25 protein-coding genes are annotated in these 22,332 nt (G+C 64.7%); 16 read left to right on the top strand and 9 right to left on the bottom strand.

The window, feature by feature from the left end:
* Positions 1-142 precede the first annotated feature (142 nt).
* Positions 143-346 carry a hypothetical protein gene (locus ACSQ3O_RS12265; RefSeq protein ID WP_137747837.1) on the top strand — a complete coding sequence of 68 codons (204 nt, stop codon included), beginning with the start codon at positions 143-145 and terminating at the stop codon, positions 344-346.
* A 256-nt stretch (positions 347-602) separates the two neighbouring features.
* Positions 603-1,091, top strand: coding sequence for a DUF192 domain-containing protein (locus ACSQ3O_RS12260; protein ID WP_436141117.1), 489 nt, complete (start codon positions 603-605; stop codon positions 1,089-1,091).
* A gap of 165 nt (positions 1,092-1,256) precedes the next feature.
* Here ACSQ3O_RS12260 and ACSQ3O_RS12255 read toward each other — a convergent pair whose 3' ends face one another.
* Positions 1,257-1,838: a superoxide dismutase gene (locus tag ACSQ3O_RS12255; RefSeq protein ID WP_137747838.1), complete on the bottom strand. Its 582-nt coding sequence runs from the start codon at positions 1,836-1,838 to the stop codon at positions 1,257-1,259.
* A gap of 191 nt (positions 1,839-2,029) precedes the next feature.
* Positions 2,030-3,355, bottom strand: a complete 1,326-nt coding sequence (xseA, locus tag ACSQ3O_RS12250) for an exodeoxyribonuclease VII large subunit (RefSeq protein ID WP_436139046.1) — start codon at positions 3,353-3,355, stop codon at positions 2,030-2,032.
* Between the two features lie 352 nt (positions 3,356-3,707).
* On the opposite strand from xseA, the gene ACSQ3O_RS12245 reads away from it, so the two are divergent.
* The 6 genes from ACSQ3O_RS12245 (at position 3,708) to adk (ending at position 7,867) form a co-directional block, all read left to right on the top strand.
* Positions 3,708-4,355, top strand: a complete 648-nt coding sequence (locus tag ACSQ3O_RS12245; RefSeq protein ID WP_137747840.1) for a MotA/TolQ/ExbB proton channel family protein — start codon at positions 3,708-3,710, stop codon at positions 4,353-4,355.
* Between the two features lie 17 nt (positions 4,356-4,372).
* A complete protein-coding gene (locus ACSQ3O_RS12240; protein WP_298456742.1) occupies positions 4,373-4,819 on the top strand; it encodes an ExbD/TolR family protein in 447 nt (148 codons plus the stop codon).
* Between the two features lie 5 nt (positions 4,820-4,824).
* On the top strand, positions 4,825-5,955 hold the full coding sequence (gene lpxK / locus ACSQ3O_RS12235) for a tetraacyldisaccharide 4'-kinase (RefSeq protein ID WP_436139045.1): 1,131 nt from the start codon (positions 4,825-4,827) through the stop codon (positions 5,953-5,955).
* A gap of 46 nt (positions 5,956-6,001) precedes the next feature.
* The gene (locus tag ACSQ3O_RS12230; RefSeq protein ID WP_008905871.1) at positions 6,002-6,184 is read left to right on the top strand and encodes a Trm112 family protein; all 183 of its coding nucleotides are present in this window, start codon (positions 6,002-6,004) and stop codon (positions 6,182-6,184) included.
* Positions 6,181-7,011: a 3-deoxy-manno-octulosonate cytidylyltransferase gene (gene kdsB, locus ACSQ3O_RS12225; protein ID WP_137747843.1), complete on the top strand. Its 831-nt coding sequence runs from the start codon at positions 6,181-6,183 to the stop codon at positions 7,009-7,011. Before ACSQ3O_RS12230 ends, kdsB begins: the two co-directional genes overlap by 4 nt.
* A 199-nt stretch (positions 7,012-7,210) precedes the next feature.
* Positions 7,211-7,867 (top strand): adenylate kinase, encoded by a 657-nt coding sequence (adk, locus tag ACSQ3O_RS12220; RefSeq protein WP_137747844.1) that lies wholly within the window; start codon positions 7,211-7,213, stop codon positions 7,865-7,867.
* Positions 7,868-8,036: 169 nt separating this feature from the next.
* Here the strand turns inward: adk and ACSQ3O_RS12215 are convergent, their stop codons facing one another.
* From ACSQ3O_RS12215 to ACSQ3O_RS12205, 3 genes are read right to left on the bottom strand one after another with little or no spacing between them, the layout of a single operon-like run.
* The gene (locus ACSQ3O_RS12215) at positions 8,037-8,507 is read right to left on the bottom strand and encodes a DUF6152 family protein (protein ID WP_436139044.1); all 471 of its coding nucleotides are present in this window, start codon (positions 8,505-8,507) and stop codon (positions 8,037-8,039) included.
* A gap of 35 nt (positions 8,508-8,542) precedes the next feature.
* Entirely contained in the window at positions 8,543-8,962 is a 420-nt protein-coding gene (locus ACSQ3O_RS12210) for a hypothetical protein (RefSeq protein ID WP_436139043.1), read from the bottom strand.
* Between the two features lie 14 nt (positions 8,963-8,976).
* Positions 8,977-9,936, bottom strand: a complete 960-nt coding sequence (locus tag ACSQ3O_RS12205; RefSeq protein WP_436139042.1) for an asparaginase — start codon at positions 9,934-9,936, stop codon at positions 8,977-8,979.
* Positions 9,937-10,019: 83 nt separating this feature from the next.
* Here ACSQ3O_RS12205 and lexA point away from each other — a divergent pair, with 83 nt between their 5' ends.
* Together lexA and ACSQ3O_RS12195 are read left to right on the top strand one after the other, a co-directional pair.
* A complete protein-coding gene (gene lexA / locus ACSQ3O_RS12200; RefSeq protein WP_137747847.1) occupies positions 10,020-10,694 on the top strand; it encodes a transcriptional repressor LexA in 675 nt (224 codons plus the stop codon).
* 1,196 nt (positions 10,695-11,890) lie between these two features.
* Positions 11,891-12,898, top strand: a complete 1,008-nt coding sequence (locus ACSQ3O_RS12195) for a D-2-hydroxyacid dehydrogenase family protein (protein ID WP_298456758.1) — start codon at positions 11,891-11,893, stop codon at positions 12,896-12,898.
* Positions 12,899-13,045: 147 nt separating this feature from the next.
* Here the strand turns inward: ACSQ3O_RS12195 and ACSQ3O_RS12190 are convergent, their stop codons facing one another.
* The 4 genes from ACSQ3O_RS12190 to ACSQ3O_RS12175 all read right to left on the bottom strand — a co-directional run bounded on the left by ACSQ3O_RS12190 (position 13,046) and on the right by ACSQ3O_RS12175 (position 16,871).
* On the bottom strand, positions 13,046-14,173 hold the full coding sequence (locus ACSQ3O_RS12190; protein WP_137747850.1) for a branched-chain amino acid ABC transporter substrate-binding protein: 1,128 nt from the start codon (positions 14,171-14,173) through the stop codon (positions 13,046-13,048).
* A 130-nt stretch (positions 14,174-14,303) separates the two neighbouring features.
* The gene (locus ACSQ3O_RS12185; protein ID WP_436139041.1) at positions 14,304-14,894 is read right to left on the bottom strand and encodes a hypothetical protein; all 591 of its coding nucleotides are present in this window, start codon (positions 14,892-14,894) and stop codon (positions 14,304-14,306) included.
* Positions 14,894-15,328: a DNA polymerase III subunit chi gene (locus tag ACSQ3O_RS12180; RefSeq protein ID WP_137747852.1), complete on the bottom strand. Its 435-nt coding sequence runs from the start codon at positions 15,326-15,328 to the stop codon at positions 14,894-14,896. The genes ACSQ3O_RS12185 and ACSQ3O_RS12180 overlap by 1 nt, the downstream gene beginning before the upstream one ends.
* A 19-nt stretch (positions 15,329-15,347) precedes the next feature.
* Positions 15,348-16,871: a leucyl aminopeptidase gene (locus ACSQ3O_RS12175; protein WP_436139040.1), complete on the bottom strand. Its 1,524-nt coding sequence runs from the start codon at positions 16,869-16,871 to the stop codon at positions 15,348-15,350.
* Positions 16,872-16,944: 73 nt separating this feature from the next.
* Between ACSQ3O_RS12175 and lptF the strand changes: the two genes are divergently transcribed.
* The 6 genes from lptF (at position 16,945) to ACSQ3O_RS12145 (ending at position 22,250) form a co-directional block, all read left to right on the top strand.
* The gene (gene lptF, locus ACSQ3O_RS12170) at positions 16,945-18,060 is read left to right on the top strand and encodes an LPS export ABC transporter permease LptF (protein ID WP_436139039.1); all 1,116 of its coding nucleotides are present in this window, start codon (positions 16,945-16,947) and stop codon (positions 18,058-18,060) included.
* Positions 18,057-19,175, top strand: a complete 1,119-nt coding sequence (gene lptG / locus ACSQ3O_RS12165) for an LPS export ABC transporter permease LptG (protein WP_137747855.1) — start codon at positions 18,057-18,059, stop codon at positions 19,173-19,175. The genes lptF and lptG overlap by 4 nt, the downstream gene beginning before the upstream one ends.
* A gap of 27 nt (positions 19,176-19,202) precedes the next feature.
* Positions 19,203-19,574, top strand: a complete 372-nt coding sequence (locus ACSQ3O_RS12160; RefSeq protein ID WP_436139038.1) for a sirohydrochlorin chelatase — start codon at positions 19,203-19,205, stop codon at positions 19,572-19,574.
* Between the two features lie 74 nt (positions 19,575-19,648).
* On the top strand, positions 19,649-20,590 hold the full coding sequence (locus tag ACSQ3O_RS12155) for a CysB family HTH-type transcriptional regulator (RefSeq protein ID WP_056062356.1): 942 nt from the start codon (positions 19,649-19,651) through the stop codon (positions 20,588-20,590).
* A 66-nt stretch (positions 20,591-20,656) separates the two neighbouring features.
* Positions 20,657-21,823 (top strand): pyridoxal phosphate-dependent aminotransferase, encoded by a 1,167-nt coding sequence (locus tag ACSQ3O_RS12150; protein WP_436139037.1) that lies wholly within the window; start codon positions 20,657-20,659, stop codon positions 21,821-21,823.
* 10 nt (positions 21,824-21,833) lie between these two features.
* On the top strand, positions 21,834-22,250 hold the full coding sequence (locus tag ACSQ3O_RS12145) for a hypothetical protein (protein ID WP_436139036.1): 417 nt from the start codon (positions 21,834-21,836) through the stop codon (positions 22,248-22,250).
* Positions 22,251-22,332: the final 82 nt, after the last annotated feature.

Below are 22,332 nucleotides of genomic sequence, written 5' to 3'. Positions count from 1 at the left end.
GCGGTGTGGTTTCAAACCATTCTAATGACAAAATTTTTCATCCAAGACCCTGTCAACGCGCTGGGCGCTGCTATCGTTGCGAGTGGAGCCGTGCGGTTTTCGCACGGCCCTTCAACCTTCGTTCACACTGGAATCGGCATATATGAAAAAACTCCTCGCTGTCCTCGTGGCCGGTCTGTTCACTGCTGGTGCTTTTGCACAGGCACCTGCGGCCGCCCCCACCACCACCGCTCCTGCTGCAGCCCCCATGACGGCCCAGGCCACGGCTCCGGCCACCAAGAAGGTCGCCAAGAAAAAGGCCACCAAGAAGGTCGCCAAGAAAAAGACCGCCCACAAGGCCGCCTGAAGCAGTCCCGCAAGGCCTGAGCCACCCGCCCCCGGGTTTTCGGGCCTTCACTGATTCAAAATCGCCCGCATCTGCGGGCGTTTTCTTTGGTGCGGCAGCCCCTCCCTGCCTGCACAGCCAGAACTTTCTGCTCCCCGTGCAGTCCCCTCCTGGCCCCGCCCGCTGTTTTGCCTTGTTTTCCGTTGACCAGAAAGCCTCGCCCATGACCGCCTCACGCGCTACCCCCACCCTTCCGTTTGGCGCCCTGCGCGCAGCCATGGGCATTCCCCGCCTCGCCCGCCACGTGGCCGGGGCCTGGGGTGCCTTGCTGGTGGCTGGTGCCCTGGTGGCCACCCCCACCACCGCCGTCCAGGCCCAGGAAGGCCCGCAGCTGAATCTGCAGCGCGTGGAGCTGACCGCTGGCATGCACCGCATCGACGCCCAGGTGGCCGCAACCCCCCAGGAGCGCCAGACAGGGCTCATGCACCGCAAGGAGATGCCCCAGCACGAGGGCATGCTGTTTGTGTTTGAACAGCCTGCGCAGCAATGCTTCTGGATGAAAAACACGCTGCTGCCGCTCACAGCCGCGTTTGTGGATGACGACGGCACCATCGTCAACCTGGCCGACATGAAGCCCCAGACGCTGGACTCCCACTGCTCGGCCAAGCCCGTGCGGTTTGTGCTGGAGATGAACCAGGGCTGGTTTGCCAAGAAGGGCATCAAGGCAGGCGCCAAACTGGCCGGTGCGCCGTTCAGCCGCAAATGACCATTCCGCGGCGCCTCAATTGCTATTATTTGAATAGCAAATATCGCTTGATGGACGCGTGCAAACGGCCTAAAAATTTTTAAAGCACCAACAAAAAAACGGCCCGAGGGCCGTTTTTTGTTGCTCAGCCGCCGGGCACACAACCCGGCAGCCTGACGCTCTGGATCAGGCGAAGTTGGCTTCAGCAAACTTCCAATTCACCAGCTTGTCGAGGAAGGTCTCGACAAACTTGGGACGCATATTGCGGTAGTCGATGTAGTACGCGTGTTCCCACACGTCCACCGTCAGCAGGGCCTTGTCGGCCGTGGTCAGGGGCGTGCCGGCGGCGCCGGTGTTGACGATGTCCACGCTGCCATCGGCCTTCTTCACCAGCCAGGTCCAGCCCGAACCGAAGTTGCCCACGGCAGACTTCACAAAGGCTTCCTTGAAGGCGGCGTAGCTGCCCCACTTGGCGTTGATGGCTGCAGCCAGTGCGCCCGAAGGCTCGCCGCCACCCTGGGGGGCCATGCAGTTCCAGAAGAAGGTGTGGTTCCAGATCTGCGCAGCGTTGTTGTAGATGCCGCCGCTCGACTTCTTGACGATCTCTTCGAGCGTCATGGATTCGAACTCGGTGCCCTTTTGCAGGTTGTTGAGGTTCACCACGTAGGCGTTGTGGTGCTTGCCGTGGTGGTACTCCAGGGTTTCCTGGCTGTAGTTCGGAGCCAGGGCGTCGATGGCGTAGGGCAGCGGGGGAAGGGTGTGTTCCATGGTGGTGTTTCCTCGTGGTTTGAAATTCTGGGATGCCGTCTGCCGCAGGTTCTTTCCTGAGCAATGCAGTCGGACACAGCGCGAGGGGGCATTGTAGGAACATCAGGTGACCTGTGCAGGCTCAGGGAGACATCGATGGACCCCAATGCCCCGAAAAATTCGGCTGCCTGGGTCCTCCTGCCCCTGCACGCTCACAACAAGCGCGGGGGCGCCACCGTCAGATCCACCGCCCCATCGGCCAGCGTGGCGCGCAGTGCAGCACCCAGCGGCGCCTGCCGCACGCTGGTCACCGCCCGCCCATCGGTGTCGGCCAGCAGCGCATAGCCGCGCTGCAGCACCAGGCGCGGGTCCAGCAGGTCCAGGCGCAGGGCGGCGCGCTCCAGCCGTTCGCTGTGCTGCGCCACGGCGCGCTGCAGTTTTTGGGGCAAATCGGCCTCTAGCGCCTGTTGGGATTGGCCCATGCGCTGCATTTTCAGGAGCACACCATGGCGCATGCGCTGGGCCAGGCGGGCCAGCTGCAGTTGCTCGCGCGCGACCAGGCCTGAGGGGCGGCCCAGCCGCGCGGCGGCCTGGTCCAGCCGCTGGTGGCGCGCGTCAAGCTGGCGTTCCACGCCATCGGCCAGGCGCCCAGCCAGCAAGCCCAATGCACCCAGCCACACATCGCGCGGCTGCGCCACCAGCTCGGCCGCAGCCGTGGGCGTGGGCGCGCGCAGGTCGGCGCAGAAGTCGGCAATGGTGAAGTCGGTCTCGTGCCCCACGCCGCTGATGAGGGGCACGGGGCTTTGCACGATGGTGCGGGCCAGCTGTTCGTCGTTGAAGGCCCACAGGTCTTCGATGGAGCCGCCACCGCGCACCAGCAGGATCACATCGATGGGCGGATGGGAAGGCAAACTGCCCTCTTCCGCCCGCCCCGCTTGCGCAAGCAGATACAGTTTTGATAGCGCCGCAACAATCGATGGCGGCGCGGCCGCCCCCTGGACCTGCGCTGGCACCAGCACCACCGGAATGTGCGGCACCCGGCGGCGCAACGCAGTCACCACATCGTGCAATGCAGCTGCACCGGTCGAGGTGACGAGGCCAATGCCCCGTGGCTGCAGCGGCAGCGGGCGCTTGCGGGCGGTGTCGAACAAGCCTTCGGCATCCAGCTGGGCCTTCAGGCGCAGGAACTGCTCAAACAGCGCGCCCTGCCCCGCGCGCTGCATGCTCTCCACGATGAACTGAAGGTCGCCGCGCGCCTCGTACACACCGAGGCGCCCCCGCACCTCCACCAATTCACCATCGCGCGGCGAAAAGTCAAGCAGGCTGGCGGCACGTCGGAACATGGCGCAGCGCAGCTGGCCGTTGGCGTCCTTGATCGAAAAATAACAATGCCCGCTGGATGCGCGCGAGAAGCCCGTTATCTCGCCGCGCACCGCCACAGGATTGAAGCGGGCCTCCAGCGCATCAGCAATGGCGCGGCACAGCGCGCCAACTTCCCACACACGCGGCGCCACGCCTGGGTTGGTGCGCTCAAACATGAGAAACGGCGGGCGTTTGCGCCGCGCGCGCCGCGCAAGTACTCCACAGAATCTGGCCAACGGCGGTTACCACAGGCACATAACCAAAAATTGCCCGCAAAACACCAGCGGACGTACAAGTCATTGATTTATAAGGACTTTTCATTGCGCAATTTTTCATCAATCTGTTGCAAGCACGGCGTGGAGCCACTTTGCAAGGCCTGAAACAGGGGTTGCCCACAAAGTTATCCACAGATTTTGTGGGTGAGCGGGGCGGCGGGGGGCATGCGCAGCAAGGTAACGGTTTGTGACTCGGCAGCCCCCGCAAGCTGGGCCATAATCGCCGATTGCTTTCATCTGCGCGGAGAGAGATTTGCTGTCCATCATACAAGCCGCAGGCTGGCCGATCTGGCCCCTGATTGCGTGTTCCGTCCTGGGAATGGCGCTGATTTTCGAACGTTTTGTGGCCCTCAAGACGGCCCGCGTCGCCCCCCCGAAATTGCTGGATGAAGCGATCACCGTGTCGTCCAAGGCCCTGCCCACCCCCGATGTGGTGAACCAGCTGGCGCAGAACTCGGCCCTGGGCGAAGTGCTGGCCAGCGGCCTGCGCACCCTCAACAGCAACCCCCAGTGCAGCGAAACCGACCTGCGCGCCGCCATGGAAGGCACGGGCCGCGCGGTGGCGCACCGGCTGGAGAAGTACCTCTCGGCCCTGGCCACCATCGCCTCGGCCGCGCCCCTGCTGGGCCTGCTGGGCACCGTGATCGGCATGATCGAGATCTTTGGCTCGCAGTCGGGCGGCGGTGGCGTGGGCCAGGCCATGGGAGGCGGTAACCCGGCCCAGCTGGCGCATGGCATCTCGATTGCGCTCTACAACACGGCGTTTGGCCTCATCGTGGCCATCCCGGCGCTGATCTTCTGGCGCTACTTCCGCGCCCGCGTGGATGCGTATCTGCTCACGCTGGAGCTGGCTTCGGAGCAATTCGTGCGCCACATCCTGCGTCTGCGCAAAGCCAAGTAAAGCCAACCCCAAGCCCCATGAACTTCCGCCCCCGCGCCAAGGAAGAGCCGGAGATCAACCTGATCCCGTTCATCGACGTGCTGCTGGTGATCCTCATCTTTCTGATGCTGACCACCACCTACAGCAAGTTCACCGAGCTGCAGCTCACCCTGCCCGTGGCCGACGCCGAGCAGCAGCGCGACCACCCCAAGGAAATCATCGTCGCCGTGGCGGCCGATGGCCGTTATGCGGTCAACAAGAACGGCGTGGACGGCAAGGGTGTGGACTCCATCGCCCAAGCCCTGCGCGGTGCAGCCACGGCGGGCCCTGGCAGCGTGGTCATCATCAGCGCCGACGCCATGGCTCCGCACCAGTCCGTGGTCACGGTGATGGAGGCAGCGCGCCGCGTGGGCCTCACGCAAATCACCTTTGCCACACAGTCGTCGTCTGCGTCCGCACGCGCGACCGGCGCGGCCAGCCGCTGACGCGCATGGGCGCCCCCGGGCCACAGCCGCCCCCGGCAGCGCCCCCTTCATCCTCCTCCCGCCCGCCTGCCGGGCGCGCCACCGCCGAACAAGGCCTGCAACAAATCTGGCAAAAGCGCGGCTGGGCCGCCTGGGCCTTGTGGCCCATCTCGCTGCTGTATGGCGCCCTGGTGGCGCTGCGCCGCACGCTCTACCGCATCGGCCTGCTGCACGCTGAGCACCCAGGCCGCCCCGTGATCGTCGTGGGCAACGTGATTGCCGGGGGCGCAGGCAAGACCCCGGTGGTCATCGCGCTGGTGACACATCTGCAGGCACAGGGCCTGCGGGTGGGTGTGATCTCACGCGGCTATGGTCGCAGCACCCAGGACTGCCGAGCGGTACTGCCTAACAGCCCGGCCGCTGAAGTGGGCGACGAGCCCGCGCTGATCGCACGCAGCTTCGCGGGCGATGCCGCCGTGCCGGTGTTTGTGGCGCCGCACCGCATCGCGGCCGCGCGCGCACTGCTGGCGGCACATCCTGGCACCGATGTGATCGTCTGCGACGACGGCCTGCAGCACCTGGCGCTGAAGCGCGACCTGGAAATCTGCATCTTCAACGACCAGGGCGTAGGCAACGGCTGGCTGCTGCCCGCAGGTCCGCTGCGCGAGCCCTGGCCACGCCCCGTGGACTTTGTGCTGCATGCGGGCGACGCAGCGCCCGTTGGATCATCCGCCCCCGCCCCAACCGCAGTCTTCGGCCTGCAGCGCCGCCTGGTGCCCTGGGCGGTGCGGTCCGATGGCAGCCAGGTGCCGCTGGCGCAACTGCGCGGCCAGCCTCTGCACGCGCTGGCAGCCGTGGCGCGGCCCGGTGACTTCTTTGCCATGCTGCAGTCCGAAGGACTGACCCTGGAACACACCGAGGCTCTCCCGGATCACTATGATTTCAATAGCTGGAAGCGCCCACTGAATGCGCGGAAGGCCGTGATTTGCACCGAAAAAGATGCCGTCAAGCTATGGGCCTTGCACCCCAACGTGCTGGCCGTGCCCTTGGCCGTGCACATCGACCCCCGCTTTTTTGCCGCGCTGGATGCCAAGCTGTCGGCACTGATCGCCAAGGCCGCAGCACACAGGCCGCCGCTATCATCCCCCCCTGCCTGAATGGGCCTGCCCCACCCTGCTGAACCCTCCCGGAAAGCCCTGCCCCATGGACCCCAAACTGCTTGAACTGCTGGTCTGCCCCGTCACCAAAGGCCCCCTGACCTACAACCGCGAGGCGCAGGAACTCGTCTCGCGCAGCGCGCGGCTGGCCTACCCCGTGCGTGACGGCATTCCGGTGCTGCTGGAAAACGAAGCCCGCACCCTCACCGACGAGGAACTGGAGCAGTGAGCGCCACAGCCACCCCGGCAGCCGCCAGCCCCTTCACGGTGCTGATCCCGGCGCGCATGGCGTCAAGCCGCCTGCCCGACAAGCCGCTGGCCGACATCGCCGGGCTGCCCATGGTGGTGCGTGTGGCCCAGCGCGCAGCGCGGAGTGCCGCCTCCCGCGTGGTGGTGGCCGCTGACGATGCCCGCATCCTGCAGGCCTGCGCAGCCCATGGCGTGCAGGCCATCATGACCCGCCCCGACCACGCCAGCGGCAGCGACCGCCTGGCAGAGGCCTGCACGCAGCTGGGTCTGGACGGCGACGACATCGTGGTCAACGTGCAGGGCGACGAACCCTTGATGGACCCGGCGCTCATCAACGCCGTGGCGGGCCTGCTGCAGGACAGCGACGCGCAGCGGCCCGAAGCCAGCATGGGCACGGCAGCCCATGCCATTGCCTCACTGACCGACGTGACCAACCCCAATGTGGTGAAGGTGGTGCTGGACGCACGGGGCCTGGCGCACTACTTCAGCCGCGCGCCCATCCCCTTTGCGCGCGACCATGTGGGCACCGCCTGGTGGCAGGGCGCTGCGCAAGCTGCGGCCCCGGGTGTGGCGGCGCTGGCGGGGTTTGCACCGCTGCGGCACATCGGCATCTACAGCTACCGCGCCGGTTTCTTGCGGCAGTTCCCGCAACTGGCCCCGGCACCGACCGAGGCGGTCGAGGCGCTGGAGCAACTGCGTGCCCTCTGGCATGGCCACCGCATTGCCGTGCACTTGGCCGAAACGGCCCCAGGCCCGGGCGTGGACACGCCCGAAGACCTGGAGCGGGTGCGCAGCCTGTTCCGCTGAGCACCTCGCCCCACCCGCACCGCCCCGCTGTGGTGCGGCGGCGGGAAGACAGTCGCCCATGTAAGTCAGCGCAAGGTGGTCGCATGCTATCCTCGACCGCAACGAGAGCACCGCATCCCGGGCGCACAGAACGGCTACAGGCGCCCTTCGAACGTCCCCGCCAGCGGCGCCACCCGATTTCTAACCTTCGAGGACTTCCATGAGACTGATTCTGTTGGGCGCGCCTGGCGCCGGAAAGGGCACGCAAGCCACGTTCATCTGCCAGAAGTACGGCATCCCGCAAATCTCCACCGGCGACATGCTGCGTGCCGCCGTCAAGGCCGGCACCCCCCTGGGCCTGCAGGCCAAGGCCGTGATGGACTCGGGCGCCCTGGTCAGTGACGACATCATCATCGGTCTGGTCAAGGAACGCATCACGCAGCCCGACTGCGCCAAGGGCTTCCTCTTCGACGGCTTCCCCCGCACCATCCCCCAGGCCGACGCCATGAAGGCGGCAGGCGTCAAGCTCGACTATGTGCTCGAAATCGACGTGCCCTTTGACGCCATCATCGAACGCATGAGCGGCCGCCGCTCACACCCCGCCAGCGGCCGCACCTACCATGTCAAGTTCAATCCCCCCAAGGTCGAAGGCAAGGACGACATCACGGGCGAAGAGCTGATCCAGCGCGAGGACGACAAGGAAGAAACCGTCAAGAAGCGCCTGCAGGTCTACAGCGACCAGACGCGCCCGCTGGTGGACTACTACAGCAACTGGGCCAAGGCCGAACCCGCCGCAGCCCCCAAGTACCGCGCCATCAGCGGCACGGGCAGCGTGGACGAAATCACGGCACGCGCACTGCAGGCCCTGGCCAGCTAAGACGCACCGGCGGGGGAAGGCAGACGCAACACACCGCCTGCCGCCGCCTCACAGATCCACCGCGCTGATAGAGCGGTCCCGGCGACGCCCTGCGCAAGGGCGTCGCTTTTTTCATGGTGCCAAGGCGCTCACCGGCGCGGCATCTCACCAGTCTTGTATCGCGGTCCCGTCAGGCCGGACTGGACCGCAGGCCATAGGCCTTGCCATCGACATACAGGTATTCGGCACGCAGCACCGGATCCCCCTTCTCTTCGCGCAAGGTGAACCCCACCACCGACACCAGGGCGCCTGGCCGAATCTCCTGCACCTGCCATGCCTGCATGCGTGTGAGGGGCGCCAGCTCGACCTCCCAGAGCCGGTCCTTGCGGTTGGGCAGCACGGCTTTGGCCAACAGCGCCCGGCCATCCACCGGCGCAGTCTGCGCTGGCACCGGGCGCTGCGCCAGATCGGCAGGCAGCTTCAGGTTGGCAGCAAGCTCCAGCGACAGTTCAGCGTGGGGGTTCTGCCAGCGCACCTTGCGCGCGGTGCCTTCCAGATAGATGGGGCGGTCCGGGTCAAAACTGCTCCAGCCATGGTGCGCCTGCGCCCCCAGGGGCCAGACGGAGGCGGCAAGCAGCAGGTGGCGGCGCGGCAAGTTCATAGGGACTCCTCAAGGAAAAAGGAACCGGACAGGCTTCACAAATAGGCGATCCAGCGGCCACACACCACCACGGCCAACCAGACCACCGTGGAAGCCAGCATCTGCGCGCGGGCCAGGCCATCCAGCCGCGTGAGCGAGCCGCGCCCATGAAACCATGCCGCATTGCACCCGGCAAGCATTAACAACAGCATCTTCAAGGTGAATGCCCGGCTGCTGAGCAGCTCGGCGGGCTGAGTGGCAAACATCAGCAGACCCGAGGCGGCCGCCAGCCCGAAACCACACAGCGCCAGCGACAGGCTCAGCCGCGCCAGGTCCTTCACCGGCAGCGCTGCCCCCCGGCCAAACACCCGCAGCTCCAGCAGCACCAGGTTGCCCAGCAGCAGCGCGATGCCCACGATGTGCACGACTTCCAGCGCCGGGTAGGCCCAGGCATGCGTCTTGAGTGCCGCAAACATCGACAGCCGTCCCGTCAGCCTGCCTGCAGCAAGTCGAGCAGCAGCGCCACCCGCGCCTTCACCGGCGACAACCCCTGAGAATCCGGCAATTGGTCGCCAGGCTTGGGCAGCACCTGGCCCTCGGCGCACCGGGTGGCCCGCACCACCCGCACACCGGCCTGCTGCGCGCTCAGCAAGGCGGCTTCCAGCGCATGGTGAATGGTCCCGTTACCGGTGCAGGCCACCACCAGGCCTCGCACACCGGCATGCACCAGCGCATCCACAGTCTGGGCCCGTGCCCCTGCGTGGCTCAGCACCACCTCCACCCAAGGCCATTCGGTAGCTTCCATTCCTCTTTTGATAGCAGAAGAAGCACGTCCAACAGGCGGTAGAGGCCAATTTTGCATAAGACGCACCCGCCCCTCTTCCACCCAGCCCACCGGGCCCGCATCGCCAGAGGTAAATGCATGCACCCGGTAGGGGTGGACCTTCTGGACATGCCGTGCGGCATGCACTTCTCCGGCTGCCACCGCCACCACACCGGTGGCATCAGGGGCCAGCACCACGGCCACGGCGTCCAGCAGGTTCTGCGGACCATCGGGTGTCAGAGCCGTCGCAGGGCGCATGGCGCAGGTCAGTACCACGGGCTTATTGGTGCTCAGCACCTCTTGCAGAAACCAGGCAGTCTCTTCGAGCGTGTCAGTGCCGTGGGTAATAACCAGCCCCCGCACATCCGGGTCTGCCAAATGGTGTGCGCAGCGCTGGGCCAACGCCCGCCATACGCCGTCATCCATGTCCTTGCTGTCCACCTGGGCCACCTGCTCGGCCACCAGCATGCCCCCAGCCAGCGCCTGCAGGCCCGGCACGGCGGCCAGCAGTTGTTCCACACCGACCTGGGCGGCGGTGTAGCCGATGTTGTCTCCTGCCTGCGCCGAGGTGCCTGCAATGGTGCCCCCGGTGCCCAAAACCACAATTTTTTGCCCACTCACTTGCATACTCCGAAAAACTGGTGAAAAATACAGTTACTGGATTAAAAAACAGTTGTTCGCCACTGTAACCGCCGCCACCGGAAACCACCATGCTCGACAACCCCAAACTCACCGCCCGCCAGCAGCAGATTCTGGACCTCATCCAGACCGCCATTGCACGCACCGGTGCACCCCCTACCCGCGCAGAAATCGCGGCCGAGCTGGGTTTCAAATCGGCCAATGCGGCCGAAGAACACCTTCAGGCCCTGGCCCGCAAAGGTGTGATCGAACTGGTCAGCGGCACATCGCGGGGCATTCGCCTGCGTGGCGATACGGTGCGCTCCATCAACGCTGCACGTGGCAGCCAGTTCAACTTGCCTATTCCAGGCCTGTCGCAACTGGTGCTGCCCCTGGTGGGGCGCGTGGCAGCAGGGTCGCCCATTCTCGCGCAGGAACATGTGGACCAGACCTACAGCGTGGAGAACAGCCTTTTCCAGCACAAGCCCGACTACCTGCTCAAGGTGCGCGGCATGTCCATGCGCGATGCCGGCATCATGGACGGCGACCTGCTGGCCGTGCAGTCCACCCGCGAAGCCCGCAACGGGCAGATCATCGTGGCCCGGCTGGGTGACGATGTCACCGTCAAGCGCCTGCGCCGCACGGCCACGGCCATCGAGCTGCTGCCCGAAAACCCCGACTACCCGGTCATCGTGGTCCAGCCCGGCGAGCCCTTCGAAATCGAAGGCCTGGCCGTGGGGCTCATCCGCAACACCATGCTGATGTAGCCCCATCCTTTTGGGCTGCACTGCGGGTGGCGGGCGTTTGGTGGGCTGAAACAGCACACCAGCCCTGCGGTGCAGACCCCATGCCATGCCACCAGCCGATGCAAAAGCGGCGCTGTTGATTTGCCTTGTGGTGCCACTCCCGCGCGCCGCAGGGGTCATCGCGCCCTCCAGCCATCGGCAAAAAAGCATGGCATGAAATCACTTTGCAATCCTGCCTGTGTTCAACCCCCGACCTTCGGAGTTTTCACATGGGAATTGCCTTGTTTACCCTTACCGCCTTGCAAAATCCGCTGCGCGGCCTGAAGCGCCTGTTGGTACACCCTGCGCGTGCAGATACCGCAGTGGACGCAAACGTCGCAGTAGTAGGACGCCCGCGCCCACCTACCCCGCAGCAGGGCCCACGGCCATTGCGTGGCAACTGGCCTTTCACGGTGAAGCCTCCACTTCGCCCATCCGAGACCCCCAATCGACAGCCTGCGCCAGCAGGCAGATCTTTTCTGCCCATGGCCACCCCCATGGGCAGCCACCGCCACGCATTTTTTTCAGCACTGCCCACCGATCCCCATGCCAGCAGCCTGCGGTCGCCCAAAGTCGTGCGGCGAGTGTCTGACGCTGGCACAGGTCGCCTGGTGATTGCAGGCCGGATGGCCGACGTATGTGCAGAGCTGGATCGCATGGTGGCCTCTGAGGCCATGCGGGCTTAGCGCCTGTCCAAAACCCGTTCATGGAACTCGCTGCGCCACCCAGGCGGTGTATGCGGGACGCACACCGCAAGCTGCACCGATCAGAAGCGAAGATGGGCTGCCCCCCCCCCCGCAAGCTCGGCTCTTTACAGCGCGATCTCAAGGGCATGGCAGCTGGTGGCTGCGCTCGTTGTTGCCCGCCTTGCTCGTGCCGCCAAATGGGATGCAGCGCATGCCTGAAGGATGAACGCTTGCTATCACTCGGCCCCCAAGAACAGCCCTTGAACGGACCCTGACAATCCATCAGGTACAGCAGCCCCTTGGAGCAGACACCTCGTCAACGCCGCCCTACCAGGCGGTGCACCAGCCTGGATAGCAGATCCACCGGGCCACAGGCGCCTGCGTGAGCACCACCGTGGCGCACCAACACTCCGTCACCAAAAGCCGGGGATTTTGGTGCGCCAAGCGGCCACCCGGTGCGGTGCGCAGTTCCCGCCAAGGCACAATGTCGGGATGAACATTGTGATCCTCGACGACTACCAGGATGCAGTGCGCAAGCTGCATTGCGCTTCCCGGCTCGACGCGTACACCGCCAAGGTTTACACCAACACCGTCAAGGGACTGGGCCAGCTCTCTGTGCGGCTCAAAGACGCAGACATCATCGTGCTGGTGAGGGAGCGCACGCAGATCACGCGCCAGCTCGTCGAGAAGCTGCCCCGCCTCAAACTCATTGCCCAAACAGGCAAGATCGGTAGTCACATTGATGTGGCAGCCTGCACCGAGCGCGGGATCGCCGTGGCAGAAGGTGTGGGATCGCCTGTGGCGCCTGCCGAGCTGACATGGGCACTTGTGATGGCCTCCATGCGCAGGCTGCCGCAGTACATCTCCAACCTCAAACATGGCGCCTGGCAGCAGTCCGGATTGAAGACCGCGTCCATGCCTGCCAATTTTGGGCTGGGCAATGTGCTGCGTGGAAAAACACTCGGCATCTGGGGCTACGGACGTATCGGGCAACTGGTGGCGGGTTACGGCCGGGCTTTCGGCATGAATGTGCGCGTCTGGGGCCGCGAGGGTTCGCGCGCACAGGCACTCACAGATGGCTACCAAGCCGCCACCACACGCGAGGAGTTCTTTTCACAGTGCGACGTCATCTCATTGCATCTGCGTCTGAATGACGAGACCCGGGGCATCATTTCGCTGGAAGACCTGTCGTGCATGAAGCCCACGTCCCTGCTGGTCAACACCTCGCGCGCCGAACTCATTGAACCCGACGCATTGATTGCAGCCCTCAACCGGGGACGCCCCGGCATGGCTGCCGTCGATGTCTTCGAAAGCGAACCCATCCTGCAAGGCCACGCCTTGCTGCGCCTGGAGAACTGCATCTGCACGCCCCACATCGGGTATGTCGAACAAGACAGCTACGAGCTCTACTTTGGTGCGGCCTTCGACAACGTGGTGAACTTCATCAAGGGCACACCAACCAACATCGTTAACCCTGGCTCACTGCAAGTTCGCCGGTAGGACCACAGCAGCCCACTACTCCGCTAAAGACAGGGGCGCAGACCGAGGGTCCGCATATCCGTTCATTCCAACAAAAAGGCTTCCCGAAGGAAGCCTTTTTTGTTGTCTACAAGGCGCCTCAGCGCCCCGCAGAATGAAGACGCTCCATTACAGAGGGGTCTTCTTGCCGTCCTTGTAAACGTACAGCGTGATCGCTGGGTTCTTCATTTCGCCGTTGGGTTCGAAGGCGATCGTGGAGGTCACGCCCTTGAAGTTGGATTTGGCCAGCTCAGGCGTGTAGACCTTGGGGTCCACCGAGTTGGCACGCTTCATGGCGTCCACGATCAGGAACGTGGCGTCGTAGGTGTAGGGGCTGTACACCTGGAACTGGTTGGGATACTTGGCGTCGTACTTGGCCTTCCAGGCCGTACCGCCAGGCATCTTGGCCAGCGAAGAACCACCTTCGGCGCAGATCACGTTGCCCAGGGTCTTGGCACCGGCAGCCAGCTTGGCGATTTCAGAGGTGCAGATGCCGTCACCACCGAAATACTTCACGTTGCCCATGCCCAGTTGTTCCATCTGGCGCAGCATTGGGCCGCCTTGGGGGTCCATACCGCCGTAGAAGATGGCGTCGGGGTTCTTGGCCTTGATGGCGGTCAGGATCGCCATGAAGTCGGTGGCCTTGTCGGTCGTGAACTGCTCGTCCACCACCTTCATGCCCTTGGCTGCAGCAGTCTTCTTGAACACGTCTGCCACGCCTTGGCCGTAAGCGGTACGGTCGTCGATAATGGCGACGGTCTTCAGCTTCAGCGTGTCCACAGCGTAGAACGCCAGACCAGCGCCCAGGGCGTTGTCGTTGGCGATGATACGGAAGGTGGTCTTGTAGCCGGGCTTGGTCAGGTTGGGGTTGGTGGCAGCACCGGTGACGTGGGGAATGCCGCAGTCGTTGTAGACCTTGGAAGCGGGGATGGTGGTACCGGAGTTGAGGTGGCCAACCACGCCAGCCACCTTGGCATCGCACAGTTTCTGTGCGGCAGCGGTGCCTTGCTTTGGATCAGCAGCGTCGTCTTCAGCGACCAGTTCGAACTTGATCTTCTTGCCACCGATGGTGACACCTTGAGCGTTCAGCTCTTCAATGGCCATGCGGGCGCCATTTTCGTTGTCCTTGCCGTAGTGGGCTTGGGCGCCGGAAACCGGAGCCACGTGGCCGATCTTGACCACCTGCTCTTGTGCAGAGGCCACACCAGCTGCAGCTGCGATAGCAGCAACCACGGTCAGTTTCAACTTCAATTGCATATCAATCTCCAGTAAAGATAAACGCTGAGAATGTTCTTGTGTCTCAACGCAGGCGAACATATCGCAATTTACGGGCCAGATCATTAGGGAACACGATTAAATGCGGGGGAAACCACAAGGGAATACCCTGTCATCCCTTGCCAGCCTTGGGCGCGCCGCTGGCCAGCTCCTCCGCCACGGCCTCGTACACCGCGTGGCGGACCACCGATTCAATCTCTTCCCGCAGCCTGGGCAGCACCGATCTTGTCTGTTCTTGCACCACCGTGGCGATCGCTTCGCGCAGACGTTGATCCAGCACAACGTCCACACGCTGCATGACACGGTGCACCATGTATTCCTCCATGCCTTCGGGCATGGGCCGTGCCACCACCGCAGCCACTGGCGGCGGGGTGGTGTCTGGTGCACGCGCCTGGATACCCGGCGGATGCGGTGGATGGGGCGGATTTCCCGGCACCTGAGCGCCGCTGGCATGTATCCGCACACCACTCAACCCACCGGCAGTTGCAGCCACCGGTGCGCTCCCGTGCCGGGGCATGGCAGGCAATGAAACACCACCGGGCTGCCGCACAACGCCTGCGGGCGCAGGGGTGTGCGGCGGTGGCATGACGGTGGTACGCGCCCGGGGCTCCACCGGCTTGGACGCCGGCGGTGTGCCCGGCACCTGCACCACTTCGGTGAGGGTGGGCACAAAACGGGGGGGACCTTTGGGCGGCGTAGCCATCAGCCGCCTTTCAGCACCAGATCGTGGCGCGTGATGGCGTAACCCCGCGAGGCATAGTGGCGCCAGCGCGTACGCGCTCCGGCACGGTCGGCTTCATCATGGGCGCTGACCACTTCCACCAGCCGGTCAAACCGACCAAAACCTTCCGGAACCTCGGCGTGGAGATTCAGCAGCACCTCATGGTGCGCCGCCGAACGCACATCGACCGCCAACAACACCGGAGATGCCAGAACCAGCTCTTCGTCCGCATCGCTGCGGCAGTGGGCCACAAAGTCCTGCGGCGCCAGGGCCCAGAGCATGCGATCCAGGGTCTCCAGCGCCTCAGTGGGGGCCGTGATCACCAGGCGCGCCCCGCTGCGCTGTACCTTGCGCGCAAAACGGCACGCATAGGCCAGCTTGTCGGGCGCATTGAAGTGGAAGGCAACCTCGGTCATGGTGAGCCCAGGCAACCCATCAAGCCGCTTTGGAGCGGGGCGTGCGCTTCGCCGTCGGCTTGGCAGCCGCGCGCGGCACGGATGCTGCTTTGCCGGCCGCCTTTGCTTGCGCCTGGCCGAGCAGGTAGTGCACCAGCAACCCCACAGGGCGACCCGTGGCCCCCTTGGCGGCACCGCCACGCCAGGCCGTGCCAGCAATGTCCAGATGCGCCCAGGGCATGTCGCCCACAAACTTCTGCAAAAACTTGGCGGCCGTGATCGAACCACCCGCACGCCCGGCCACATTGCCCATGTCGGCAAAGTTGCTCTTGAGGCCATCGGCGTAGTCGTCGTCCAGGGGCATGCGCCAGCAGGGATCTTGCGCGGATTCACCCGCCTGCTGCAGCGCTGCAGCCAGGCCATCGTTGTTGGCGAACAGGCCGCTGCGAACACCGCCCAGCGCAATCACACAGGCACCGGTCAGGGTGGCAATGTCCACCACTGCGGCAGGCTTGAAGCGGGCTGCATAGGTCAATGCATCGCACAGCACCAGGCGCCCTTCCGCGTCGGTGTTCAATATCTCGATGGTCTGGCCGCTCATGCTGGTGACCACATCCCCGGGCTTCACCGCACGGCCATCGGGCATGTTCTCGCAGGCGGGTATCAGTCCCACCACGTTGATGGCGGGCTGCAGTTCGCCCAGCGCGCGGAACGTGCCCAGCACGCTGGCCGCACCACACATGTCGAACTTCATCTCGTCCATTTCGGGCGCGGGCTTGATCGAGATGCCACCCGTGTCAAAAGTGATGCCCTTGCCCACCAGCACCACCGGCGCCTTGTCCTTGGCAGCACCGTTGTAGCGCAGCTCGATAAACCGCAGAGGCTCTTCGGAACCACGGGCCACGGCCATGAAGGCGCCCATGCCCAAGCGGCTGACCTCTGCCGGGCCATGCACCTTGCACTGGATGCGTGGCAGCTTGGCCAGCGTCTTGGCGGCATCGGCCAGCAGGCTGGGCGTTGCATGGTTGGCCGGGCGGTTGCCCCATTCGCGGGCAAACTCCACCCCCGCCACCAACGCCACACCGCTGTCAAAACCCTCTCGCACATCGGCGGGACTGGCGACACCGATCACACAACGCCCCAGGCTGCGGGCCTCGGCCTTCGATTTGGTGGTGGTGTAGACGTAGCTGGCCTCGGCCACCGCCTGCACGGCGGCGCCCACGGCATCCGCCGCAGCAGCGCCTGCCCAGCACAACACCACCCGCTTGGTGTGTGGGGCCTTGATTGCGCCGCCCGCTGCCAGCACGGCCTGCCGCACCGCACGCGCAGCGCCATCGCCGCCACCCACCAGAACCACGCGGCGCGCAGCCACAGCGGGCACTTGGTACAGCTGCAGCTGTTTGCCAGCCTTCAGCGAAAGATCTCCGTTCTTGAGCGCCAGCGCCACCAGGGCAGACAGGGCATCCGCCCCCGGTTTGAAACCTTCCGGAATCAGCACCACCAGCAGGTCGCATTTTTCCGAAGCAGCCGCCGTCAAATCCAGGGTCTTGAGATCAAAGTTCATAATCGGTGTTTTCCTTTTGAGCGGGCCATGCGCTTTGATGCGCTCGCAAAAATGCATAGCACGCGCTGAGCCAATGTTATTCGATTCATCCCTTCGCAAAGAGCTGGCACGCAGCTTCGGCGCGACGCTTGTGGTGCTGGTGACCGTGGTCATGACCATGATGCTCATCCGCACGCTCGGCCAGGCCTCCAAAGGCAGTGTGAGCCCCTCCGACGTGATGCTGGTCATGGGCTTCACCGTCCTGGGGCAATTGCCCATCATCCTCAGCCTGAGTCTGTTCATTGCCGTGGTCGGCACCCTCTCGCGCATGTACCGCGACAGCGAAATGGTGATCTGGTTTGCCAGCGGCCGGGGCCTGATGAGCCTGGTCAAGCCGCTGCTGCGGTTTGCCTGGCCCGTGATGGTGGTGATTGCCGTGCTGTCCCTCCTGGTCTGGCCCTGGGCCAACTCGCAGATCCAGGAACTCAAGACCCGCTACGAGCAGCGCAGCGACATCGACCGCATCGCACCCGGTGAATTCCAGGAGTCATCCAACGGTAGCCGGGTGTTTTTCATTGACAAGGACAGCCCCGACACCCAGGCCGCCAACAACGTCTTCATTGCAGCCAACGACGGCACACGTGAATCCGTCACCTCGGCCCGCAGCGCACGGCTGGAGACCCAGGCAGGCGAGCGCATGGTGCTGCTGAGCAACGGCCAGCGGCTGGAGACCTCGCGCGACAAGCCTGGCGTCAAGATCAGTGATTTCTCCGAATACGGGACCCGCATTGGCACCGCATCACCGGGCTCCGCCGAAGAGCTGGCGGTGAAGACACGCACCACCTTCGAACTGCTCATGCGCCCTCTGCCCGCCTACCAGGCTGAACTGGGCTGGCGCCTGGGCCTGGCACTGGCCGCCCTCAACTTTGTGCTGCTGGGCCTGGCCGTGGCCAGCGCCAACCCGCGCGCCGCACGCAGCACCAGCCTGGTGTTTGCACTGTTCGCGTTCATCGTCTACTACAACCTCATGACCCTGGGCCAAAGCTGGGTGGGTGCGGGGCGGCTGGGCCTGGTGAGCTTCATGGTTCTGCTGCATGGCGGCATGCTGGCCGTGTCGCTGCTGGTGCTGGCCGTGCGACACAACCAGTGGACCGTGCGGCGCCTGCTGTCGCCACGGCCTGCACAGGCGTCAGGAGGGCAGCCCGCATGAAGACCATCCGCCGCCTGATCCACCGCGAAGCCCTGTCCGCCGTCACCTTCGTCACGGTCGGATTCCTGGCACTGTTCTTCTTCTTTGACCTGGTCGATGAGTTGCGCTGGGTGGGACGCACAGGGTCCGAGGGCTACCAGCTATCGCACGCGCTCCTGTTTGTGGTGCTCAGCATTCCCAGCCACCTCTACGAGTTGCTCCCCATCACCGTGCTCATCGGCACCATCTTTGTGATGGCGCGGCTGGCCCAAAGCTCCGAATTCACCATCATGCGCACCAGCGGCATGGGGCCCTGGCGCGCACTGCGCACCCTGGTCACCCTGGGCGGGGTGTTTGTGGTGCTGACCTTTGCCGTGGGCGACTACCTGGCACCGCTGACGGACCGCACCGCCCAGCTCATCAAGGTGCGCTATCTCGGCAAGCTGACTACTGGCGCCACAGGAGCGTGGCTCAAGGAACGGCAGGACAACCACTCCTTTGCCGTCAACGTGCGCGCGCTAACCCCCAATGGCGGCATGCTGGATGTGCGCATTTTCGAGTTTGACGACAAAGGGCGCCTCGCCTCGCAGACCCGGGCCGCGTCGGGCCAGTTCGGCTCGGATGGCGCCTGGGCACTGGAGAAAGTGCAACGCAGCCGCTTCGAACACCGCAGCGCCACCGACGACAAGGGTGAAGCACGCGTCGAACACCTCGACACCCCCAGCCTGCAGTGGCCCACGCGCATCAGTGCCGACATGGTGGCCGCCTCCCTGCTCAAGCCCGACCGCATGGCCACGCTGGACCTTTTCCAGTTCATCCGGCACCTGAACGCCAACGGCCAATCGGCCCAGAAGTACGAGATCGAGTTCTGGCGCAAGGTGTTCTACCCCCTCTCCTGCCTGGTGATGGTGGTGCTGGCCCTGCCCTTTGCCTATCTGCATTTCCGCTCGGGCGGCATTGCGGGCTATGTGTTTGGCGGCGTGATGGCGGGCATCAGCTTCTTCCTGCTCAATAACGTGTTCGGCTACGCAGGCAATCTGCAGAACTGGTCGCCCATGCTCACGGCGGCGGCGCCGGGGCTGATCTATTCCGTGCTCTCCCTGGCCGCCTTCGGCTGGCTGGTGCTGCGGCGCTGACTGCGGCAGCACGCCATTCCACACCCCATGCACAACGCCATCGTCCTGTTCTCCCACGGCTCCCGCGACCCGCTGTGGCGCGCGCCCATCGAAGCCGTGGCCGCGCGCATTGCAGCGCAGCACCCCACACGCCCCGTGGCGTGCGCCTATCTGGAGCTGTGCACCCCTAGCCTGGCAGATGCTACCCAGCAGCTCGTCAGCCTGGGCGCCACCCACGTCACCGTGGTGCCCATGTTCCTCGGCACGGGCAAACATGCACGCGAAGACCTGCCCGTGCTGGTGCAGGAACTCCATGCCGCCCACCCCGGCGTGCAGTTCCACGTCCAGGCCGCGATCGGCGAAGACCCACGCATGACGGCCCTGATGGCGGACATTGCCTGCGAGGCTCCGGGGGACTGAAAATTCTGTGAAGGTGCCCGATAGCGCTTAGACGATTGCAGCATAATGATGCAAATCTTTAGGCGATATCAGATATGAACCTGCACCAATTCCGCTTCGTTCAAGAGGCGGCGCGCCGCAACCTCAACCTGACCGAAGCCGCCAAGGCCCTGCACACCTCGCAGCCGGGCGTCTCCAAAGCCATCATTGAGCTGGAAGAAGAACTGGGCGTGGACATCTTTGCCCGCCACGGCAAGCGCCTCAAGCGCATCACCGAGCCCGGCCAGCATGTGCTCAAGAGCATCGAAGTCATCATGCGCGAGGTCGGCAACCTGAAGCGCATTGGCGAGCAGTTCAGCGCGCAAGACAGCGGCACCCTTAGCATCGCCACCACGCACACCCAGGCGCGCTATGTGCTGCCGGTGCCCGTGGCCCGCCTGCGCGAGGCCTATCCCAAGGTCAACGTGAGCCTGCACCAGGCCACGCCTCACGAAGTGGCCCGCATGATCATCGACGAGGTGGCCGAGATCGGCATGGCCACCGAGTCGCTGGCCGACTACCCCGAACTCGTCACCCTGCCCTGCTACGAATGGCAGCACGTGCTGGTCGTGCCCAACGACCACCCGCTGGCGCAAAAGGAACGCATTGGTTTGGATGACCTGGCCCATGAGGCCCTCATCACCTACCACCCTTCTTTCACCGGCCGGGGCAAGATCGACCACGCCTTCGCGGCGCGCAAGCTCACGCCCCGCATCGTGCTCGAAGCCATCGACTCCGACGTGATCAAGACCTATGTGCGCCTGGGCCTGGGCATCGGCATCGTGGCCGAGATGGCCATGCGCGATGACCCGGTGGGCGACCTGGCCGTGCGCCCCGTGGGCCACTTGTTCGGCCAGAGCGTGGCCCGCGTGGCCTTCAAACGCGGCGCCTACCTGCGCAACTTTGTCTACAAGTTTGCCGAGTTGCTCAGCGACCGCCTGAGCCGCGAGCTGATTGCCCGCGCGATGACGGGCCATGTCAACGACTACGAACTCTGACCTGCGCTCCCCACCAGAAGCCCCCTCACTCTTCCCGAATTTCCCCGCATTTCAAGCTGCTGCGCCATGACCTCCACCACCGCCCGCACACCCGCCTTCCCCAGCAAGCTGCCCAACGTCGGCACCACCATCTTCACCGTGATGTCCGCCCTGGCCACCGAACACAAGGCCGTCAACCTGGGCCAGGGCTTCCCCGACTTTGAGTGCGCCCCCGAACTGGTGAACGCCGTCACCGCCGCTATGCAGGCTGGGCACAACCAGTACCCGCCCATGCCCGGCGTGCCCGCCCTGCGCGAAGCCGTTGCCCGCAAGATCGAGGCGCTGCACGGCCGCGCCTACAACCCCAACACCGAAATCACCATCACCGCAGGCGCCACGCAGGCCATCATCACCGCCATCCTGGCCATCGTGCACGCGGGCGACGAAGTGATCGTGCTCGACCCCTGCTACGACAGCTACGTGCCCAACATCGAGCTGGCCGGTGGCAAGGCGGTGCGCGTGCCGCTCACGCCCGGCACCTTCCGCCCTGACTTTGCCAAGATCAGCGCGGCCATCACGCCCCGCACCCGCGCCATCATCATCAACAGCCCGCACAACCCCAGCGCCACCATTTGGACGGCCGAGGAAATGCGCCAGCTCGAAGACCTGCTCGCCCCTACCGACATCCTGCTCATCAGCGACGAGGTGTACGAACACATGGTGTTCGACGGCGCCGAGCACCAGAGCGCCGCGCGCTTTGCAGGCCTGGCCGCCCGCGCGTTCATCGTCTCCAGCTTTGGAAAAACCTTCCACGTCACCGGCTGGAAGGTCGGCACCGTGGCGGCCCCTGCCGCGCTGACGGCCGAGTTCCGCAAGGTGCACCAGTTCAATGTGTTCACTGTCAACACCCCCGTGCAGCACGGGCTGGCCGCCTACCTGCAAGACCCCACGCCCTACCTGCAACTGCCCGCGTTCTACCAGGCCAAGCGCGAGCTGTTCCGCGAAGGGCTGGCAGGCTCACGCTTCAAGCTGCTGCCCAGCACCGGCAGCTACTTCCAGTGCGTGGACATCTCGGCCATCAGCGACTTGAACGAGGCCGATTTCTGCCAGTGGCTGACCCGCGAGGTGGGCGTGGCGGCGATTCCGTTGTCGGCGTTTTATGGCGACGGGTTTGACCAGCGTGTTGTGCGGTTCTGCTTCGCCAAGAAGGACGAGACGCTGCGGGCGGCGCTGGAACGGCTGCGCAAACTCTGAGGCCAGTGCCATGGTTGCACTGACCGGGTCTCTCCGGCCCATCGTCGCGCCGACGCCCACCAACCAGCTGCTGCCGTTCGAGAAAGCGCTGCTCCAAGCCACCGCTTCCGCGCTGCCACCGGCTGAGGCGGTGTTGCTGGCGAAGCAGGTGGACTGCATCAACCACATTCGCCGCCCATCCGACTGGAAGCGCATCGAATTCCAGTGCAAACGCTGGTTTCAGGTCCGATGGCCGGCACCGCTTCTCTTTGCTCGCACGGACACATTCCGCGTCGCCACCATTGCCTGCCAGTTTGGAGCGAAAGATGCGCTGGTGGATGTGTGGGCGGAGGGCGGCCATGTGTCTGCGCTGGAATCCTCCATGGGTTTCAGCGGGCTCTCCATTTCGGGGCCACTGAACATCGTTGCCGTGCACCCCGCTGCCTGACAGGGCCCATATCATTCAGCAGCAAGCAAAAATTCAAGAAAAAGTGGCCTTTGCGCGCATCCACAAAGCGCAAACAGCTACA

Source organism: Acidovorax sp. LjRoot74 (assembly GCF_964254355.1).
Taxonomy (GTDB): domain Bacteria; phylum Pseudomonadota; class Gammaproteobacteria; order Burkholderiales; family Burkholderiaceae_C; genus Acidovorax.
This window is presented reverse-complemented; position numbering and strand designations above follow the sequence as displayed.

Excerpts from the sequence above, each read along its gene's own strand:
- xseA (WP_436139046.1), bottom strand. The coding sequence starts at position 3,355 with ATGTTTGAGCGCACCAACCCAGGCGTGGCGCCGCGTGTGTGGGAAGTT.
- ACSQ3O_RS12145 (WP_436139036.1), top strand. The coding sequence starts at position 21,834 with ATGGTTGCACTGACCGGGTCTCTCCGGCCCATCGTCGCGCCGACGCCC.
- ACSQ3O_RS12155 (WP_056062356.1), top strand. The coding sequence starts at position 19,649 with ATGAACCTGCACCAATTCCGCTTCGTTCAAGAGGCGGCGCGCCGCAAC.
- ACSQ3O_RS12210 (WP_436139043.1), bottom strand. The coding sequence starts at position 8,962 with ATGTTTGCGGCACTCAAGACGCATGCCTGGGCCTACCCGGCGCTGGAA.
- lptF (WP_436139039.1), top strand. The coding sequence starts at position 16,945 with ATGTTATTCGATTCATCCCTTCGCAAAGAGCTGGCACGCAGCTTCGGC.
- ACSQ3O_RS12230 (WP_008905871.1), top strand. The coding sequence starts at position 6,002 with ATGGACCCCAAACTGCTTGAACTGCTGGTCTGCCCCGTCACCAAAGGC.
- lpxK (WP_436139045.1), top strand. The coding sequence starts at position 4,825 with ATGGGCGCCCCCGGGCCACAGCCGCCCCCGGCAGCGCCCCCTTCATCC.
- ACSQ3O_RS12240 (WP_298456742.1), top strand. The coding sequence starts at position 4,373 with ATGAACTTCCGCCCCCGCGCCAAGGAAGAGCCGGAGATCAACCTGATC.
- ACSQ3O_RS12265 (WP_137747837.1), top strand. The coding sequence starts at position 143 with ATGAAAAAACTCCTCGCTGTCCTCGTGGCCGGTCTGTTCACTGCTGGT.
- adk (WP_137747844.1), top strand. The coding sequence starts at position 7,211 with ATGAGACTGATTCTGTTGGGCGCGCCTGGCGCCGGAAAGGGCACGCAA.
- lexA (WP_137747847.1), top strand. The coding sequence starts at position 10,020 with ATGCTCGACAACCCCAAACTCACCGCCCGCCAGCAGCAGATTCTGGAC.
- lptG (WP_137747855.1), top strand. The coding sequence starts at position 18,057 with ATGAAGACCATCCGCCGCCTGATCCACCGCGAAGCCCTGTCCGCCGTC.
- ACSQ3O_RS12180 (WP_137747852.1), bottom strand. The coding sequence starts at position 15,328 with ATGACCGAGGTTGCCTTCCACTTCAATGCGCCCGACAAGCTGGCCTAT.
- ACSQ3O_RS12185 (WP_436139041.1), bottom strand. The coding sequence starts at position 14,894 with ATGGCTACGCCGCCCAAAGGTCCCCCCCGTTTTGTGCCCACCCTCACC.
- ACSQ3O_RS12205 (WP_436139042.1), bottom strand. The coding sequence starts at position 9,936 with ATGCAAGTGAGTGGGCAAAAAATTGTGGTTTTGGGCACCGGGGGCACC.
- ACSQ3O_RS12160 (WP_436139038.1), top strand. The coding sequence starts at position 19,203 with ATGCACAACGCCATCGTCCTGTTCTCCCACGGCTCCCGCGACCCGCTG.
- ACSQ3O_RS12150 (WP_436139037.1), top strand. The coding sequence starts at position 20,657 with ATGACCTCCACCACCGCCCGCACACCCGCCTTCCCCAGCAAGCTGCCC.
- ACSQ3O_RS12190 (WP_137747850.1), bottom strand. The coding sequence starts at position 14,173 with ATGCAATTGAAGTTGAAACTGACCGTGGTTGCTGCTATCGCAGCTGCA.
- ACSQ3O_RS12255 (WP_137747838.1), bottom strand. The coding sequence starts at position 1,838 with ATGGAACACACCCTTCCCCCGCTGCCCTACGCCATCGACGCCCTGGCT.
- ACSQ3O_RS12215 (WP_436139044.1), bottom strand. The coding sequence starts at position 8,507 with ATGAACTTGCCGCGCCGCCACCTGCTGCTTGCCGCCTCCGTCTGGCCC.
- ACSQ3O_RS12175 (WP_436139040.1), bottom strand. The coding sequence starts at position 16,871 with ATGAACTTTGATCTCAAGACCCTGGATTTGACGGCGGCTGCTTCGGAA.
- ACSQ3O_RS12260 (WP_436141117.1), top strand. The coding sequence starts at position 603 with ATGGGCATTCCCCGCCTCGCCCGCCACGTGGCCGGGGCCTGGGGTGCC.
- ACSQ3O_RS12195 (WP_298456758.1), top strand. The coding sequence starts at position 11,891 with ATGAACATTGTGATCCTCGACGACTACCAGGATGCAGTGCGCAAGCTG.